Annotated in this window: 14 protein-coding genes; 10 read left to right on the forward strand and 4 right to left on the reverse strand. The window is 66.7% G+C overall.

Features of this window, described 5'->3' with window-relative positions; all coding sequences use genetic code 11:
• The first annotated feature begins 447 nt into the window (after nt 1–447).
• The 5 genes from LGN19_RS37155 (at nt 448) to LGN19_RS37175 (ending at nt 6,402) form a co-directional block, all read left to right on the forward strand.
• Nucleotides 448–1,695: an ROK family protein gene (locus tag LGN19_RS37155; RefSeq protein WP_226219985.1), complete on the forward strand. Its 1,248-nt coding sequence runs from the start codon at nt 448–450 to the stop codon at nt 1,693–1,695.
• Nucleotides 1,682–3,235 carry a sugar ABC transporter ATP-binding protein gene (locus LGN19_RS37160; protein ID WP_226219986.1) on the forward strand — a complete coding sequence of 518 codons (1,554 nt, stop codon included), beginning with the start codon at nt 1,682–1,684 and terminating at the stop codon, nt 3,233–3,235. Before LGN19_RS37155 ends, LGN19_RS37160 begins: the two co-directional genes overlap by 14 nt.
• Nucleotides 3,236–3,275: 40 nt before the next feature.
• On the forward strand, nt 3,276–4,313 hold the full coding sequence (locus LGN19_RS37165) for an ABC transporter permease subunit (protein ID WP_174962560.1): 1,038 nt from the start codon (nt 3,276–3,278) through the stop codon (nt 4,311–4,313).
• A gap of 82 nt (nt 4,314–4,395) precedes the next feature.
• Nucleotides 4,396–5,340 (forward strand): ABC transporter substrate-binding protein, encoded by a 945-nt coding sequence (locus tag LGN19_RS37170; RefSeq protein ID WP_122945199.1) that lies wholly within the window; start codon nt 4,396–4,398, stop codon nt 5,338–5,340.
• A gap of 126 nt (nt 5,341–5,466) precedes the next feature.
• Entirely contained in the window at nt 5,467–6,402 is a 936-nt protein-coding gene (locus LGN19_RS37175; RefSeq protein WP_226219987.1) for a carbohydrate kinase family protein, read from the forward strand.
• A gap of 28 nt (nt 6,403–6,430) precedes the next feature.
• Here LGN19_RS37175 and LGN19_RS37180 read toward each other — a convergent pair whose 3' ends face one another.
• The 3 genes from LGN19_RS37180 to LGN19_RS37190 form a co-directional block, all read right to left on the reverse strand.
• Nucleotides 6,431–8,161, reverse strand: a complete 1,731-nt coding sequence (locus LGN19_RS37180; protein ID WP_226219988.1) for a SulP family inorganic anion transporter — start codon at nt 8,159–8,161, stop codon at nt 6,431–6,433.
• Between the two features lie 7 nt (nt 8,162–8,168).
• The gene (locus tag LGN19_RS37185) at nt 8,169–8,795 is read right to left on the reverse strand and encodes a ParB-like protein (protein WP_226219989.1); all 627 of its coding nucleotides are present in this window, start codon (nt 8,793–8,795) and stop codon (nt 8,169–8,171) included.
• A 138-nt stretch (nt 8,796–8,933) separates the two neighbouring features.
• On the reverse strand, nt 8,934–9,476 hold the full coding sequence (locus tag LGN19_RS37190) for a GNAT family N-acetyltransferase (protein ID WP_226219990.1): 543 nt from the start codon (nt 9,474–9,476) through the stop codon (nt 8,934–8,936).
• Nucleotides 9,477–9,757: 281 nt separating this feature from the next.
• Between LGN19_RS37190 and LGN19_RS37195 the strand changes: the two genes are divergently transcribed.
• The 4 genes from LGN19_RS37195 (at nt 9,758) to LGN19_RS37210 (ending at nt 14,874) form a co-directional block, all read left to right on the forward strand.
• On the forward strand, nt 9,758–10,978 hold the full coding sequence (locus LGN19_RS37195; protein ID WP_226219991.1) for an MFS transporter: 1,221 nt from the start codon (nt 9,758–9,760) through the stop codon (nt 10,976–10,978).
• Nucleotides 10,979–11,193: 215 nt separating this feature from the next.
• Nucleotides 11,194–12,015: a TetR/AcrR family transcriptional regulator gene (locus tag LGN19_RS37200; RefSeq protein ID WP_226219992.1), complete on the forward strand. Its 822-nt coding sequence runs from the start codon at nt 11,194–11,196 to the stop codon at nt 12,013–12,015.
• Nucleotides 12,016–12,172: 157 nt separating this feature from the next.
• Entirely contained in the window at nt 12,173–13,927 is a 1,755-nt protein-coding gene (locus LGN19_RS37205) for an AMP-binding protein (protein WP_226219993.1), read from the forward strand.
• A gap of 29 nt (nt 13,928–13,956) precedes the next feature.
• The gene (locus tag LGN19_RS37210) at nt 13,957–14,874 is read left to right on the forward strand and encodes a DUF1571 domain-containing protein (protein ID WP_226219994.1); all 918 of its coding nucleotides are present in this window, start codon (nt 13,957–13,959) and stop codon (nt 14,872–14,874) included.
• Between the two features lie 27 nt (nt 14,875–14,901).
• Here LGN19_RS37210 and LGN19_RS37215 read toward each other — a convergent pair whose 3' ends face one another.
• Entirely contained in the window at nt 14,902–15,186 is a 285-nt protein-coding gene (locus LGN19_RS37215; RefSeq protein WP_174962545.1) for a PXPV repeat protein, read from the reverse strand.
• Between the two features lie 295 nt (nt 15,187–15,481).
• Here LGN19_RS37215 and hfq point away from each other — a divergent pair, with 295 nt between their 5' ends.
• Nucleotides 15,482–16,060 (forward strand): RNA chaperone Hfq, encoded by a 579-nt coding sequence (gene hfq / locus LGN19_RS37220; protein WP_174962583.1) that lies wholly within the window; start codon nt 15,482–15,484, stop codon nt 16,058–16,060.
• Nucleotides 16,061–16,119 lie beyond the last annotated feature (59 nt).

Here is a 16,119-nt window from a genome sequence, read left to right on the forward strand (position 1 = left end):
CGAACAGTCGGTGAACATCTACAACTGCGAGCGGCCACATGCCGCCCTCAAATACAAAACGCCCGATGCGGTGCATCGGGCGTTTAGCGGGTGAACACTGTCAACCTATTCCAGGACTTGACACCGGCTCCGGAAACACACCCCCATCGTCACGAACGAACCCATCGGTTCGGTTTGCGCGCCCAGCACCGGTGAGCCGTGACGGCTTACTGCGAATCCGGCGACAGCCAATTGTCCCGCGTGAATGCCACCACCCGCGCCACGTTGCGTCTGACTTTCCAGGTCACCGCAATCCGCACCCGATTCCTGACGCCCGACACCGCCATCCCCCACCTCCACCCAAAACCGGGATTTCCCTAGGCTGACATGCCGGCGCTCACGCGGTTAAATAAATCAACGTGATTTATTTAATGCGCCACCAACCGGCGCACCATGGAAGGAGACGCCATGAGAAGCCCGCACTTCGGCCAGGGAAGCAATTCGGCCAACGTGCGCCGTTACAACGAGCGCCTGCTGCTGAAGACGCTGCGCCGCGCCGGCAGCGCATCGAAGGCCGACCTCGCCCGCCTCGCGAGCATGACGGGCACGGCGGTCGGCAGCATCATCGCGTCGCTAGCCGACGCAAAGCTGATCGAATTCGCGGGCCGCACCGAAGGCCAGCGCGGCCAGCCGGCCTCGTTGATTCGCCTCGACCCGCGTGGCGCGTTCGGCATCGGCGTCCATCTCGACCGGATGCGCATCGAAACGGCGCTCGTCAACTTCGCGGGCGACGTGCTCGGCCGGCGCTCCCACGACACGCTGCTGCCTCCGCCCGCCGACGTGCTTGAAATCGTCCGTCACGACATCGACGCGATGCAGGCCCTGCTCCCCGACCACGAGCGCGCCCGCCTGACCGGCATCGGCGTCGCACAGCCGTACAACCTCGGCGCGTGGATGCGCGAACTCGGCCTCGCACCCGACACGTTCCGCGCGTGGGAAGACGTCGATTTCGCAAGCGACCTCGGTCGCGCGCTGTCGCTTCCGGTATTCGGCGAAAACGACGGCAACGCGGCCGCGATCGCCGAGCTGTTCTACGGATACGGCCGGCAGTGCGACGACTTCGTCTACCTGTTCATCGGGCCGGCGATCGGCGGCGGCATCGCGATCGACGGCGACTGCCTGCGCGGGGTGACCGGCAATGCGGGCGACATCGCCGTGATTCCCGTGCCGCCGAGCCGGCTGGCATCCGCGCCGCCGCCGCGCGGCCCGTGGGACATCCTGCTCGCGCGCGCGTCGCTGCATGCGCTCGTGCGCCATTTGCGCCATCACGGCGAGACGGTCGACAACCGGGCCGATCTCGAAGCGTGCATCGCCCGCGGCCTGCCCGCGGTCGACGAATGGATCGACGATTGCGTCGACGCGCTCGCGCCGGCGTTACGCGCGGTGCTGTGCGTGGTCGATGCGCCGGTGGTCGTGCTCGACGCCGATACCGACGCGGGCCTGCTCGACGCCGTCACGACTCGCCTGCGCGCGGCGCTCGTGGCCACCGCGCCCGAAGCGCGCGGCACGCCGGTACTCGTCCGCGGCACGTTCGGCGCCGACGCCGGTGCGATCGGCGCGGCCACGCTGCCGATGTTCTTCAACTTCTCCCCACGGGCCGGCATCCTCAAGGGCGCCCGCACCGACTCGCAGGAGGCCAGCCATGTCGCGATCTGAGTCGCCCCGCCCGCTGCTCGAGATGCGCGGGATCAGCAAGACGTTCCCGGCCGTACGCGCGCTCGACAACGTCAGCCTGACCGTCTATCCCGGCGAGATCCATTCGCTGATGGGCGAAAACGGCGCGGGTAAATCGACGCTGATGAAGATCCTGTCGGGTGCCTACCGTGCCGACGCCGGCGGCGAGATCCTGATCGACGGCGCCCGCCTCGACATCGACGGCCCGCTGGCCGCGCGCGATGCGGGCGTCGCGGTGATCTACCAGGAGCTGTGCCTGTCGCCGAACCTGACCGTCGCGGAAAACATCTACATCGGCCGCGAACTGCGGCGCGGCAACCGGCGCTGGGGCACGATCGACCGCGCGGCGATGGCGCGTGGCTGCGAGGACGTGCTCGCGCGCCTGGGCGCATCGTTCGGGCCCGAGACGCTCGTCGATACGCTGTCGATCGCGGAGCAGCAACTCGTCGAGATCGCGCGCGCCGTGCATACCCGCGCACGCATCCTCGTGATGGACGAACCGACCACGCCGCTGTCGTCGCGCGAGACCGAGCACCTGTTCCGCCTGATCCGCCAGTTGCGCGAGGAAGGTCTCGCGATCATCTACATCAGCCACCGGATGGCGGAAATCTACGAACTGTCCGACCGCGTGTCGGTGCTGCGCGACGGCGCGTACGTCGGCACGCTCGAACGCGCATCGCTGTCGGCCGAGCGTCTCGTCGCGATGATGGTCGGCCGCGACATCTCCGGCTTCTACAAGAAGGAACACGCGCCGTACGATCCCGGCCACCTGCTGCTATCGGTGCGCGACATCGCCGACGGCGCGCGCGTGCGCGGCTGCAGCCTCGACCTGCACGCCGGCGAAGTGCTCGGCATCGCGGGGCTCGTCGGCGCCGGCCGCACCGAACTCGCGCGGCTGATCTTCGGCGCCGAACCGCGCGAGCACGGCGACGTGAAGGTGGGCGACCGCACGTTCGGCGCGCACTCGCCGCGCGACGCGATCGACGCGGGCCTCGTGTACCTGACCGAAGACCGCAAGCGCCAGGGCCTGTTCCTCGACATGAGCGTGCGCGACAACATCAACATCTCGGTCTGCAACCGCGATGCGCGGCTCGGCGCGCTCGACCTCGCACGCGGCGCCGACCGCGCACGCGACGCCATTGCGTCGCTGTCGATCCGCGTGCCGAACGCAAACGTCAACGTCGGCGCGCTGTCAGGCGGCAACCAGCAGAAAGTGCTGCTGTCGCGCCTGCTCGAGACGAAGCCGCGCGTGCTGATCCTCGACGAACCGACGCGCGGCGTCGACATCGGCGCGAAATCCGAGATCTACCGGATCATCAACGAGCTTGCCCGGGCCGGCGTGGGCGTGATCGTGATCTCGAGCGAACTGCCGGAAATCATCGGCGTCGCGGATCGCGTGCTCGTGATGCGCGAAGGCGAGATCGCGGGCGAACTCGGCGGCCACACGCACACGCCCATCACGCAGGAAGCGATCATCGCGCTCGCCACCGGCTCGCAGGCCGAACTCGCCGACGCGCACTGAATCAGCCCTTTCATTTCACTTTTACATTCAGGTTACCGAAATGATCAACCCGACCAAGCAGCGGAACCTCGCTTCCGCGACGGCCCAGCCGGTGGCCAACCGTACGCCGATGTTGCGCGGCACCGATCACCGTGCCCGCATGCAGTCGCTGATCCGCACCGCCGGCATGCTGCCGGTGCTGCTGGTTCTGTGCATCGGCTTCGGCTTCCTGACCGACGGTTTCTTCACGCTGCAGAACCTGTCGATCGTCACGCAGCAGGCATCGATCAACATCGTGCTCGCGGCCGGCATGACCTTCGTGATCCTGACGGGTGGCATCGACCTGTCGGTCGGCTCGGTGCTCGCCGCCGCGGCTGTCGCCGCGCTGCTCGCGTCGACGATCCCCGGCTGGGGCTGGCTCGGCGTGCCGTTCGCGCTCGTCGTCGGCCTCGTGTTCGGCGCGATCAACGGCGGTCTGATCTCGTTCCTGCGCCTGCCGCCGTTCATCGTCACGCTCGGCGCGATGACGGCCGTGCGCGGTGTCGCACGCCTGATCGGCAACGACACGACCGTGTTCAATCCGCAACTGCCGTTCGCGTTCATCGGCAACGGCACGATCCTCGGCGTGCCGTGGCTCGTCGTGATCGCGTGCGCGGTGATCGCGATCTCGTGGTTCATCCTGCGCCGCACGGTGCTCGGGATGCGGATCTATTCGGTCGGCGGCAATCCGGAAGCCGCGCGCCTGTCGGGCATCAACGTGCGGGCAATCCAGATGTTCGTCTATGCGGCATCGGGGCTGCTTGCGGGCCTCGGCGCGGTGATGTCGGCCGCGCGGCTCTATGCGGCCAACGGCCTGCAGCTCGGCCAGTCGTACGAACTCGACGCGATCGCCGCGGTGATCCTCGGCGGCACGAGCTTCGTCGGCGGCGTCGGCTCGATCGTCGGCACGCTGATCGGTGCGCTGATCATCGCGGTGCTGACGAACGGCCTCGTGCTGCTCGGCGTGTCCGACATCTGGCAGTACATCATCAAGGGGCTCGTGATCATCGGCGCCGTCGCGCTCGACCGCTACCGCCAGCGCGATTCGGCGCGAACCTGAGCCCCTTCCCGTCCATTCGACCTTGCGGCGCAGGCCGATCCCTGCGCCCGCTCGCCAAGCAACTTCACGGAGACACAACGACATGTTCAAGCACAAAGCCGCCCTGACCGCCGCTGCCTGCGCACTCGCCTTCGGCGCTTCCGCCGCGCACGCGGCGGACAAGCCGCTCAAATCGATCGGCGTCACGGTCGGGTCGCTCGGCAACCCGTACTTCGTCACGATCGTCAAGGGCGCCGAGGCGCGCGCCAAGCAGCTCAATCCGAATGCGAAGGTCACGGCCGTGTCGGCCGACTACGACCTGAACAAGCAGTTCACGCAGATCGACAACTTCATCTCCGCGCACGTCGACATGATCCTGCTCAATGCAACCGACCCGAAGGCGATCGAGCCGGCGGTGAAGAAAGCGCAGGCGGCCGGCATCACGGTCGTCGCGGTCGACGTCGCGGCCGCCGGCGCGAACGCGACCGTGCAGACCAACAACGTGAAGGCCGGCGAGCTCGCATGCGATTACATCGCGAAGAAACTCAACGGCAAGGGCAACGTGATCATCGAGAACGGCCCGCAGGTGTCGGCCGTGATCGATCGCGTCAACGGCTGCAAGACCGTGCTCGCGAAAAACGCCGGCATCAAGGTACTGTCGAGCGACCAGGACGGCAAGGGCTCGCGCGAAGGCGGGATGAATGCGATGCAGGGCTACCTGACGCGCTTTCCGAAGCTCGATGCAGTATTCACGATCAACGACCCGCAGGCGATCGGCAGCGATCTCGCCGCGAAACAGCTGAACCGCCCGGGCATCGTGATCACGTCGGTGGACGGCGCGCCCGATATCGAAGTCGCACTCAAGACCAACACGCTCGTGCAGGCGTCGTCGAGCCAGGATCCGTGGGCGATGGCGCAGCAGGCCGTCAACGTCGGCTACGGCATCATGAACGGCCAGAAGCCGGCCAACCCGATGATCCTGATCGAACCGACGCTCATCACGCGCGACAACGTGAAGAGCTACAAGGGCTGGAGCGCCCCGCGCTGATCGCGCCGCCCCGCCGCAAAACCGGGCAGTGCCCGGCCGCATCGCCGCACGCGACGGCCGGCGCCGCCCGCCTCTGACTTCCCCCCGTGCATGGCCGCGCGCAACGTCGCGGTACAAGGTTTCGACATGACGACGACGTTTCCCCGCCTGATCGTATTCGGCGAAGCACTGACCGATTTCATCCGCGACGACGCGCAGCGCTGGCACAGCGTCGCCGGCGGGTCATGCTGGAACGTCGCGCGCGTCGGTGCGCGGCTCGGCGTGCCGACGGCCTTCGCCGGCACGGTCAGCCGCGACATCTTCGGCGACGAGCTGATGCGCAAGAGCGCCGACGCGGGGCTCGACCTGCGCTTCATCCGGCAAGTCGATCGCGCGCCGCTGCTCGCGATGGTCGTGTCGAAGCAGCCGCCCCACTATTTCTTCATCGGCGAGAACAGCGCCGATCTCGTGTTCGATCCGGCGGACCTGCCCGCCGGCGCACTCGACGCGGCCGAGATCGTGCACGTCGGTTCGCTCGGCGTCGTGCGCGAGCCGCTCGCGGCCCGCCTGATCGATGTGGCGCAGGCCGCGCGGGCCGCCGGCAAGCGGATCTCGTTCGACCCGAACTTCCGTGCGCCGATGGCCGCGCCGTCGTATCGCGACACGCTGCGCCGGCTGGCCGGGCTCGCCGACTGGATCAAGGTATCCGACGAGGATCTGCGCGGGCTGTTTCCCGAGTTCGACGAAGCCGCCGCGCTCGCGCAACTGCGCGCCTGGGCACCCGACGCAACGATGCTCGTCACGCGCGGCGCGTCCGGCATGCAGCTCCTGCATCGCGACACCGTGCTGTTCCAGCCTGCGTTTCCGACCGAGGTTGCCGACACCGTCGGCTGTGGCGATGCGAGCATCGGCGGCTGGCTCGCGAGCCAGCTTGCGCGGCCCGATGCGTCGGCCGCCGAGCATCTGCGCTATGCAGCCGCCTGTGCGGCGGTCGCCTGCGCGCATGCAGGCGCCTATGCGCCGACGGCGGCCGAAGTGACCGACATGATCGATCGCTCGGCCGACACCGTGGTTTCGCAATAACACGCGCCGGCGCGCCGCCCCCGCACTGTCAAGCGGCAGTCGTTCCGCCACTACCGTTCGGCGGCATCCCGGCCTGCAGCAGCTGCAGGCTCTCGTCGACGCTCAATTCGGACATCGCGTCTTCGCGCAGTGTTTCGTCCGCTGCGCGGCGCAACGCATGCAGCGCGTGCACCTTGAGCCGCACGATCGCAAGGCGCAACCCGCGCGCCGTGCATTCGGCCGCGAACGTGCGCAACGATTCGATCGTCGTGCCGTCGACATCCGGCGTTTCCTCGAGGCTCAGCATCACGGTACGCGTGTCCGGCGCGGCCTTCATCAGCGCACGCACGCGGTTCAGCATCCGGTCCGCATTCGCGAAGAACAGCTGCGCCTCGGGCCGCACGATCAGCACGCCCGGCACCGGCTTCGCTTCGGCGTGGCTCGCCACGTCGACGAAGTCGTGACTGTCGCGCAGCCGGCCGAGCACGCTGACGTTCGGCTCGGACAGCTTGCGCAGCGTCAGCAGCAGGCTCACGCCGATGGCCGCGAGCAGCCCGTGCAGCACACCGAGCACGAGCACCGCGAGCAGCGCGGCGATCACGACGACCCGGTCGCGATGCCAGGCCCAGTACGGCCGGAATACCGCCGGATGCAGCGAGTGGCTGACCGCGAAGATCACGATCGCCGCGAGCACGGGCTCCGGCGTGCGCGCGAGCTGCGGCAGCAGCAGCCAGACGATCAGCGCGACCACGCCCGCCGCCCACAGGCCGGCAAAGCGCGACTGCGCGCCGGCCGCTTCGTTCGCCGAGGTCGCCGAATAGCCGGCACCGACCGGCATCCCGTGCAGCAGGCCCGACACCAGATTCGCGCAGCCGAGCGCGACGAGGTCGCGGTTCGGCGACACGCTGTCGCCATGCTTCAGCGCGAAGTTGCGAATCGATCCGTACGACTCCGCGTACAGGATCAGCATCAGCGCGAACGCAAGCTCGATGGTCTGCATCCACGCATTGCGGTCGAGCGTCGGCAGCCCGAACTCGATGTGCTTGAAATCGATGTGGCCGACGATCGCGATCCCGTATCGCTGCCAGTCGATCGCATAGCCGGCCGCGATCGACAGCACGATCACGACGAGCGTCGCGGGCACGCGCGAACTCCGCCCGAGCGTGAACAGCAACGCCAGTGCAGTCGCACCGAGCGCGACGCTGGCGAGATTCGCATGCGGCGCGCCGGTGATCAGGTCAAGCGCGACATGCGGCGCATCGCTGTGCTGCACGGAAATCGCGAGAATCTTCGGCAACTGCTTGATGACGATCGTCACAGCGAGGCCGAACGTGAAGCCGCGCAGCACCGGCCGCGCGACGAAATCCGACATGCCGCCGAGCCGCGCGGCACCTGCCAGGATGAACAGCACGCCCGTCATTGCGACGAGCGCCGCCGCAAGCGCGAGCTGCGCGGCGAGCGCCATCCCCGACTCCGCGAGCACCGTCGCGGCAAGCACGGCGGCGGACGACGACGTCGACGACACGATCGCGAAGCGGCTGCTGCCGGTGAGCGCATAGACGACGAGCCCCGACAGCAACGCAATGAGACCGGCCTGCGGCGGCAGGTTGGCCAGCCCCGCGTACGCGACCGCCTCGGGTATCAGCAGGCCCGCGATCGACAGGCCGGCCAGCGCGTCCAGGCCGATGCGCCGCTTGGGTGGCGGCGAAGTCGTGTCGAGCACGGCGAAATGGTCGGCATGCTGCGGGCCGGCATCGGGGCGGATCGGGGTGGTCGTCATGAGGCGATCAGGGCTTGACGGCAATGACGCCCGACCAGCCGGGCAGATAGCGCGCATCCTGCTCGTGCGCGCGATGCAGTGCGATATCGAGCGCCTTCGCGAAGTTCTTGCGAATCTGGTCGAGCGGCACATGCTGGCGCAGGTAGTCGGCCCACAGGAATTCGCTGAACGGCGTCGCGTCCTTTGCATAGCCGCCCGCCGTGCGCAGCTCGCCGGCAAGGCTGCGGTACGGATCGTCCACGAGCCCCGTCAGCGCCTTCGGCAGATTCGCGTAGTCGCGACGCGTGCCGTCCGCGCCGAACGGATGCACCCATTGGTTGTGTTCCATCATCCGCCAGAAGATCGTGTGGTCGAGCCACGACAGATCCTTCAGCAGCATCGCGTTCACGCGCGCCTCCCCTTCCTCGATCAGCGCGAGGCCGAGATGGTGGTGATCGGTGATGTAGTGCAGCCCGTCCGGGCCGAGCACGGCCGGGAACCAGTGCGATTCGATCGCGGCCTTGCGCGCACGCTTGCTGAGCCCCTTCCAGTGTTTGCGCTTCGCCTTGACTTCGCGATAGCCGACCGTCATCTGCGTGGGACGCAGTTCTTCCAGCTTGACGGGAATCAGATGAACATCATTGCCGAGTGCCATGGTCGTACCCCATGTTGCGAAATTCCGGCAACGATACTCCTGATCGCGCGAGCCGTTAATACGTCATGACCTCGATACGCATCCGGTTGACGATCTCTGACAACCGCCCAACCGCCCAACCGCCCGCGCAGCGCCGCGCTACGCGCGCAGATCGTTGCGTTCGAGACGATGCCGGATGTAAGGAATGCCATCGTGCACGACGTTCACGCGACGCATCCCGAGCTTGCGCGCGACATTCAGCGAGCCGCTGTTGGCCTCTGCGATATCGGCGATCACGCGCGGTAGTCGCACGGTGTCGAAGGCGTGACGCACGACGGCTGCCGCAGCCTCGCTCGCAATGCCGCGCCCCCATGTCGCGCGCACCAGCCGCCAGCCGATCTCGACGTCGCGCGCGCCGTCCGCATAGTCGGGAATCAGCAGGATCCAGCCGATGAACGCATCGGGCGCGGCCTTCTCGAAGATCGACCAGTAGCCGAGTCCCGGCGGATAGTCGCGTGTGATCCGGTGCGTGACGAAGCGCCGATGCTCGACGGGATCGTGCCACGGGCCCGCGATGTGTCGCGTAACCTCGGGATCGCGATCCATCGCGACGCACGCATCGAGATCGGCCAGCACGCGCGGACGCAGCCACAACCGGGCGGTTTCGAGCACGGGCAACGTGGTGGCGGAAGGTTCGGTCATCGGGACTCCTGATTCGGTGACGATGTGCACCGGGCGCATTACAAAACAACTACAAACAGCCTTCCGGAATGATACAGATGCCTGTCGCCTGTTCCGCGCGACGCCGTTTCCCTTTCCGCAACAGTTCATTTCCTAGGGATTATTCCCGATTCGACGTTATCGCGCCCTACATCGCTCGGCGCCGCGGCCTACACTCGATCAATGCCCCCGCACCGCGCGCAAGCCGGGCCGGCATCCGCCTGCACATCGTGAGCGCGCAAGCCAACGAGGAGACCTCGGACATGAGCTGGACCCGCGAACAACGCAACGTCACGATCGCCGCCTATCTCGGCTGGACACTCGATGCGTTCGATTTTTTCCTGATGGTTTTCGTGCTGAAGGACATCGCCGCCGAATTCGGGTCGACGATCCCCGCCGTCGCGTTCGCGCTCACGCTGACGCTCGCGATGCGCCCGCTCGGCGCGCTGATCTTCGGCCGGCTCGCCGACCGCTTCGGCCGCCGCCCGACGCTGATGGTCAACATCGCGTGCTATTCGCTGCTCGAACTCGCGTCGGGTTTCGCACCGAGCCTGACCGCGCTGCTCGTGTTGCGCGCGCTGTTCGGCGTCGCGATGGGCGGCGAATGGGGCGTCGGCTCCGCGCTGACGATGGAAACCGTGCCGACCCATGCGCGCGGCTTCGTGTCGGGGCTGCTGCAGGCCGGCTATCCGAGCGGTTACCTGCTCGCGTCCGTCGTGTTCGGCCTGTTCTACCAGTACATCGGCTGGCGCGGGATGTTCATGGTCGGTGTGCTGCCCGCGCTGCTCGTGCTGTACGTGCGTGCGCACGTGCCCGAATCGCCGGCATGGAAGCAGATGGAGAAGCGCCCGCGCCCGAGCCTTGGCTCCACGCTGAAGCAGAACTGGAAGCTCACGATCTACGCGATCGTGCTGATGACCGCGTTCAACTTCTTCTCGCACGGCACCCAGGATCTCTATCCGACGTTCCTGCGCGAACAGCATCACTTCGATCCGCATACCGTATCGTGGATCACGATCGTGCTGAACATCGGCGCCATCGTCGGCGGCCTGTCGTTCGGCGCGATCTCGGAGCGGATCGGCCGGCGTCGTGCAGTCTTCATCGCTGCGTTGATCGCACTGCCCGTGCTGCCGCTGTGGGCGTTCTCGAGCGGCCCGGTTGCGCTCGCCGCGGGGGCGTTCCTGATGCAGATCTCGGTGCAGGGTGCGTGGGGCGTGATCCCGGTTCACCTGAACGAGATCTCGCCCGACGAGATCCGCGCGACCTTCCCCGGCGTCGTCTACCAGCTCGGCAACCTGCTCGCGTCGGGCAACGCGACGATGCAGGCCTCGCTCGCCGTTTCGCACAACAACAATTACAGCTTCGCGCTCGCGCTCGTGGCCGGCATCGTCGCCGTCGTGATCGCCGTGCTGATCCTGTTCAGCCGCGAGCGGCGCGGCATCGACATGACGCAATCGGTCAATACGCGTAGCGCGGTCAGCTGACCCCGCACATTGACGCATCGCACCATCGCGCGTGCCCCGCCCTGCCGAGGGCGCGCGCGATACTTTCCGCATCTGCACATCGAACTAGAGGAATTTGTCCAGATTCCGCGCTTGCCCGCTCCGCCCGCCCTTTTTTATCTTAATAAAAACGACTGTTTGAATCAGACAAACAAATCACCAGTTCGCGGCCGGGCGACCGGCATGGGAGGCGGGACATGGCAGTAAGTCAGGAAGGACGGCCATCCACGGGACGGCCGTCCGGGCAGCGGTCATCCGGCACTCGGCAGACCGGCGGGACGAAGGCGCGCATCCTCGATGCGGCCGAGGATCTGTTCATCGAGCATGGCTTCGAGGCGATGTCGATGCGCCAGATCACCTCGCGCGCGGCGGTCAACCTGGCCGCGGTCAACTACCACTTCGGCAGCAAGGAAGCGCTGATTCACGCGATGCTGTCGCGCCGGCTCGACCAGCTCAACCAGGAACGCCTCGGCATCCTCGACCGCTTCGATGCGCAACTCGGCACGCACATCACCTGCGAGCACGTGCTCGGCGCGATGTTCATTCCCGCGCTGAAGGCATCGCGCAATCCCGAGCGCGGCGGGCCCGGGTTCCTGCGTCTGATCGGCCGTGCGTACACCGATCCGTCGCCGTTCGTGCGCAACTTCCTGACTGCGCACTACGCGAGCGTCGCGGGCCGCTTCTTCGACGCGTTCCAGCGGGCCTTGCCGCACCTGCCGCGCACGGAGCTCGGCTGGCGGCTGCACTTCGCGATCGGCGCGCTGTCCGGCGCGCTCGCCGGCGCCGAAACGGAAAGCCTGATCGACGAGTTCTCGCAAGGCCGCACGATGAACGACGTGCAGATGATCGCGCGACTGTCGTCGCTGATCGTCGCCGCGCTGAAAGCGCCGATGCCAGACAGCGCGCAACTGTCGATCTTCGCGGCCGTGCTCGACGACGCAGGCGCGAGCGAAGCGTTCGGGCTGCCGCAGTCGTGCGCGACCACCGCCGATACGGCAACGCTGCATTCCACGAACTGAGCGCGCGAGGCCACGCGCGACTTCCTGTTCACGATTTGATTGAAACGCGCGGTCATGCGGGGCGTCGATGCGTCCCCGTCGATCGACCGTGCGGCACAGGGCACAGGCGGGTGCCGAAGCGCCCGCCGTCGCCGAGAGCAAAGACCGGAGACACGTCATGTCATCTTCCGCAGCAACCGCAGCGGCCCAGGTTCCGCCCAACTCCGACGGCATCTGGTACGCGTCATACCCGCCCGGCGTCCCGCACGACATCGACGTCACGCAATATGCATCGCTCGTGCAGTTCTTCGACGAATGCACCAGCCGCTTCGCCGAGCGCGTCGCCTATGTGAGCGCAGGCGCATCGATGACCTACCGCACGCTCGCGCAGAAAGTCGACGCGTTCGCGTCGTATCTGCAAAGCCTCGGCGTCAAGCCCGGCGACCGCGTCGCGATCATGCTGCCGAACACGTTCCAGTACCCGGTCGCGTTGTTCGGCACGCTGAAGGCAGGCGCGATCGTCGTCAACGTCAATCCGCTCTACACCGCGCGCGAACTCGCGCACCAGTTGAAGGACAGCGGTGCGCAGACGATCGTCGTGTTCGAGAATTTCGCGCGCACGCTGCAGGACGCGCTGCCGGAAACGCAGGTGAAGAACATCGTCGTCACCGCGCTCGGCGACCTGCTCGCCGATGGCTTCAATGCGAAAGGACGCCTGATCAATTTCGTGCTGAAGCACGTGAAGAAACTCGTGCCGACCTACCACCTGCCGCAGGCCATCCGGTTGCGCTCCGCCCTCGCGCTCGGTGCGCGCGGCAAGCCGCAGTCGGTGCCGATCACGCGCGACGACCTCGCGTTCCTGCAATACACGGGCGGTACGACGGGTGTCGCGAAAGGCGCGATGCTCACGCATGGCAACCTGATCGCGAACCTGCTGCAAGCGAAGGCCTGGATCGCCGACCAGGTATCGGGCGACGTCGAAACCGTGCTCACGCCGCTGCCGCTGTATCACATCTATTCGCTGACGGTGAACGCCTTCATCTTCATGGGGCTCGGCGGACGCAACATCCTGATCGCGAACCCGCGCGACATGACGATGGTGATGAAGATCATCCGCAACGAAACGTTCACCGGAATCACCGGCATCAACACGCTGTACAACGCTTTCCTCGACAACGAGGAATTCCGCAAGCGCGATTTCTCGAAGCTGAAGCTCGCGATGGCGGGCGGGATGGCGATGCAGCACGCGGTCGCGGAGCGCTTCCAGCAGGTGACGGGCCGGCCGGTCGTCGAAGGCTACGGCCTGACCGAATGCTCGCCGATCGTCACGATGAACCCTGTGGACCTGAACGACATGGCCGCGTTCAGCGGGTCGATCGGCCTGCCCGCTCCGTCCACCGTCGTGCGCTTTCGCCGCGAGGACGGCACCTGGGCGCCCATCGGCGAACCGGGCGAGCTGTGCGTGCACGGTCCGCAGGTGATGCGCGGCTACTGGCAGCGCCCCGACGAGACGGCCAAGGTGATCGACGCCGACGGCTGGCTCGGCACCGGCGACATCGGCGTGATGGACGAACGCGGCTTCATCCGCCTGATCGACCGCAAAAAGGACATGATCCTCGTGTCGGGCTTCAACGTGTATCCGAACGAAATCGAGGAAGTGCTCGTGATGCATCCGGGCATCAGCGAAGCAGCGGCGATCGGCATTCCTGACGAGGTACAGGGCGAACGGATCAAGGTGTTCGTCGTGCGCCGCGACCCGTCGCTGACGGTCGACGACGTGCTCGCGCACTGCCGCAAGAACCTGACCGGCTACAAGATGCCGAAATTCGTCGAGTTCCGCGACGCGCTGCCGCAAACGAACGTCGGCAAGATCCTGCGCCGCGCGCTGCGTGACGAGGAACTCGCCAAAATCAAGGCCGCGAAGCAAGGCTGAACGATCCATCGCCCCGGGAGACGCCGTCGATGAACGAAGGAAAGAAGCACCACGCGCGGCATGCCGCCGCCGTGGCGGTCGCCTGCCTGTTGTCGCTCGTACACGCGGGCCTGCATGCACAGGAAACGGCCGCCGCCGCGAGCGCGGCAGCGGGTGTCGCGCTGCCAGCGGATCTCGCGAAAGTCACGCGCGAGCCGATCGCACAGCAGGCGCGCTGGCTGCGCACGGCAGCACAGCGCGGCACGCTCGCGCAACTCGATGACGCGACGCTCACGGCGCTCTTCAAGGCACTCGATCCGCTCGCCGTACCGCTTTATATCCGTAACGGCCCCAACGGCTATCCGTCATACCAGTTCACGATGGTGCGCCAGGAGCGCATCAGCGGAAAATGGTCCGATACACCCGACCGCATGCTCGTGAAAACCACCCGCGAGCCGCTGCGCGTCTATGCGAAATGGCTGCCGGGCGGTGCGCATGCGGGCCAGGAGACGATCTACGACACGACGCAGCGCAAGGACGAGATGTACGGCCATCTCGGTGGCCTGCTCGGCAAGATTCCGCTGTGGACGGCACTCGACGGCGCACTCGCGCGCGCTCAGTCGAATCACCAGGTGACGGATCTCGGCACCGAGTTCATCACGAACCTGTACCTGACCGAAGGGAAGAAATACGTGGAAGCCGGCGTGCAGCGGCCGACCGATGTGGAAGCCAGAACGATCGGCGGCGTGCGCGTCGTTGCGCTCACCTACGAAACGCCGACCGGCCGACCGCAGTTCTACGCGAAGAAGGAAGTCCTCGGGCTCGACCTGCACGCGCCCTATTTCCGGACCGTCGAGTCCTATGACAACGACGGCAAGATCTTCGAACGGATCGTCATCGAGAAAATCGCGCCGGCGACGCTCGACGACACCGCGTTCGCCCCGAAAAACCCCGACTACGCGTTCTGATGCGCGCCGGCGGGGCTCGCCTCGGGCTCAATCGTCATCGTCGTCGCCGTGGTGCTTGCGCCAATGCTTGTCATAGTGCTTGTGCCACTTGCGATAGCGATCGTCGTCGTCATCGCCGTAGTAGCCGTATCCGTATCCCGGATAGGCGACCACGGCCGGCTGCGGCGCCACATAGACCGGTGCCGGCTCGACATAGACCGGCGCGACCGGCACACCGATGCCGACCGACAGGTCGACATGCCCCGCCATCGCACTGCCGGAAGCCAGCAACGCCACGGCCCCGACCCACCCTGCCCATCGTCTCTTGTTCATGTTCTGAATCCCTGATATGCCGGCCCGCCCGGCTCGCGCAGCCAATCTACGCGCGGCGCGCAAATCAAGGTGATACGGCACTGCGAGAGTCGTAACGCGGCGTAACGAAATGGCGCTGGCCGTTCGGCCGAATCGCGAAAATGCGCTGGAACGTCTATAGTGGGTTACGGTTCGACACAATCACGGCTACGCGCTCCCCGATCGAACAGGGTAGAATCCCGCCAAACACCTTGTGGACGAACACGCCACACACACGCACAACATATTCTCTGACGCAGGCTCCTGCCGCACCTCAATGGCCAATCCCGCAGAATCCCATCCGCAAAACGACTTCATCAATTCGGCGCGCAAGGAACGTAAGCGCGTTGAAATCTATCTCGTCAACGGCATTCGTCTGACGGGGTGCATCGAGTCGTTCGACCAGTACCTGGTGATGCTGCGCACCCCCGTGGGTCTGCAAGGCATCTACAAGCGCGCGATTTCCACGATCCAGCTCGACACGGGCGGCTCGCGTCCGGGCGGCAGCGGTCCCCGCGGGCCGCGCACCGGCGGGCGCCCGGGCGGCCGTGAAGGTGGCGGTCACAGCCCGTACGGCTCGCACGGCGGCCCGCGCGAATCGCGCGGCGATGGCGGTTACGGCTCCCGCGAACCGCGTGAAGGCTATGGCTCGCGCGAACCGCGCGAGGGTTACGGCTCGCGTGAGCCGCGCGAAGGCTACGGCGCCCCGCGCGAACCCCGTGAACCGCGCGAAAGCTACGGCGCGCCACGCGACGCCGGCGACGCATCCGGCAACGCATCGCCGTCGGATTCGCGCGGCGGCAACGGGCCAGTGATCGTGACACGCCGCCGGCGAATCGTGCCGGACGGCCAGTAAAGCAAAAGGGCAAGCCAACCGGCTTGCCCTTTTTACTTGTGCGGCTGGCGCGGCATGTC

The organism is Burkholderia sp. AU30198 (assembly GCF_020419825.1).
Lineage (GTDB): Bacteria > Pseudomonadota > Gammaproteobacteria > Burkholderiales > Burkholderiaceae > Burkholderia.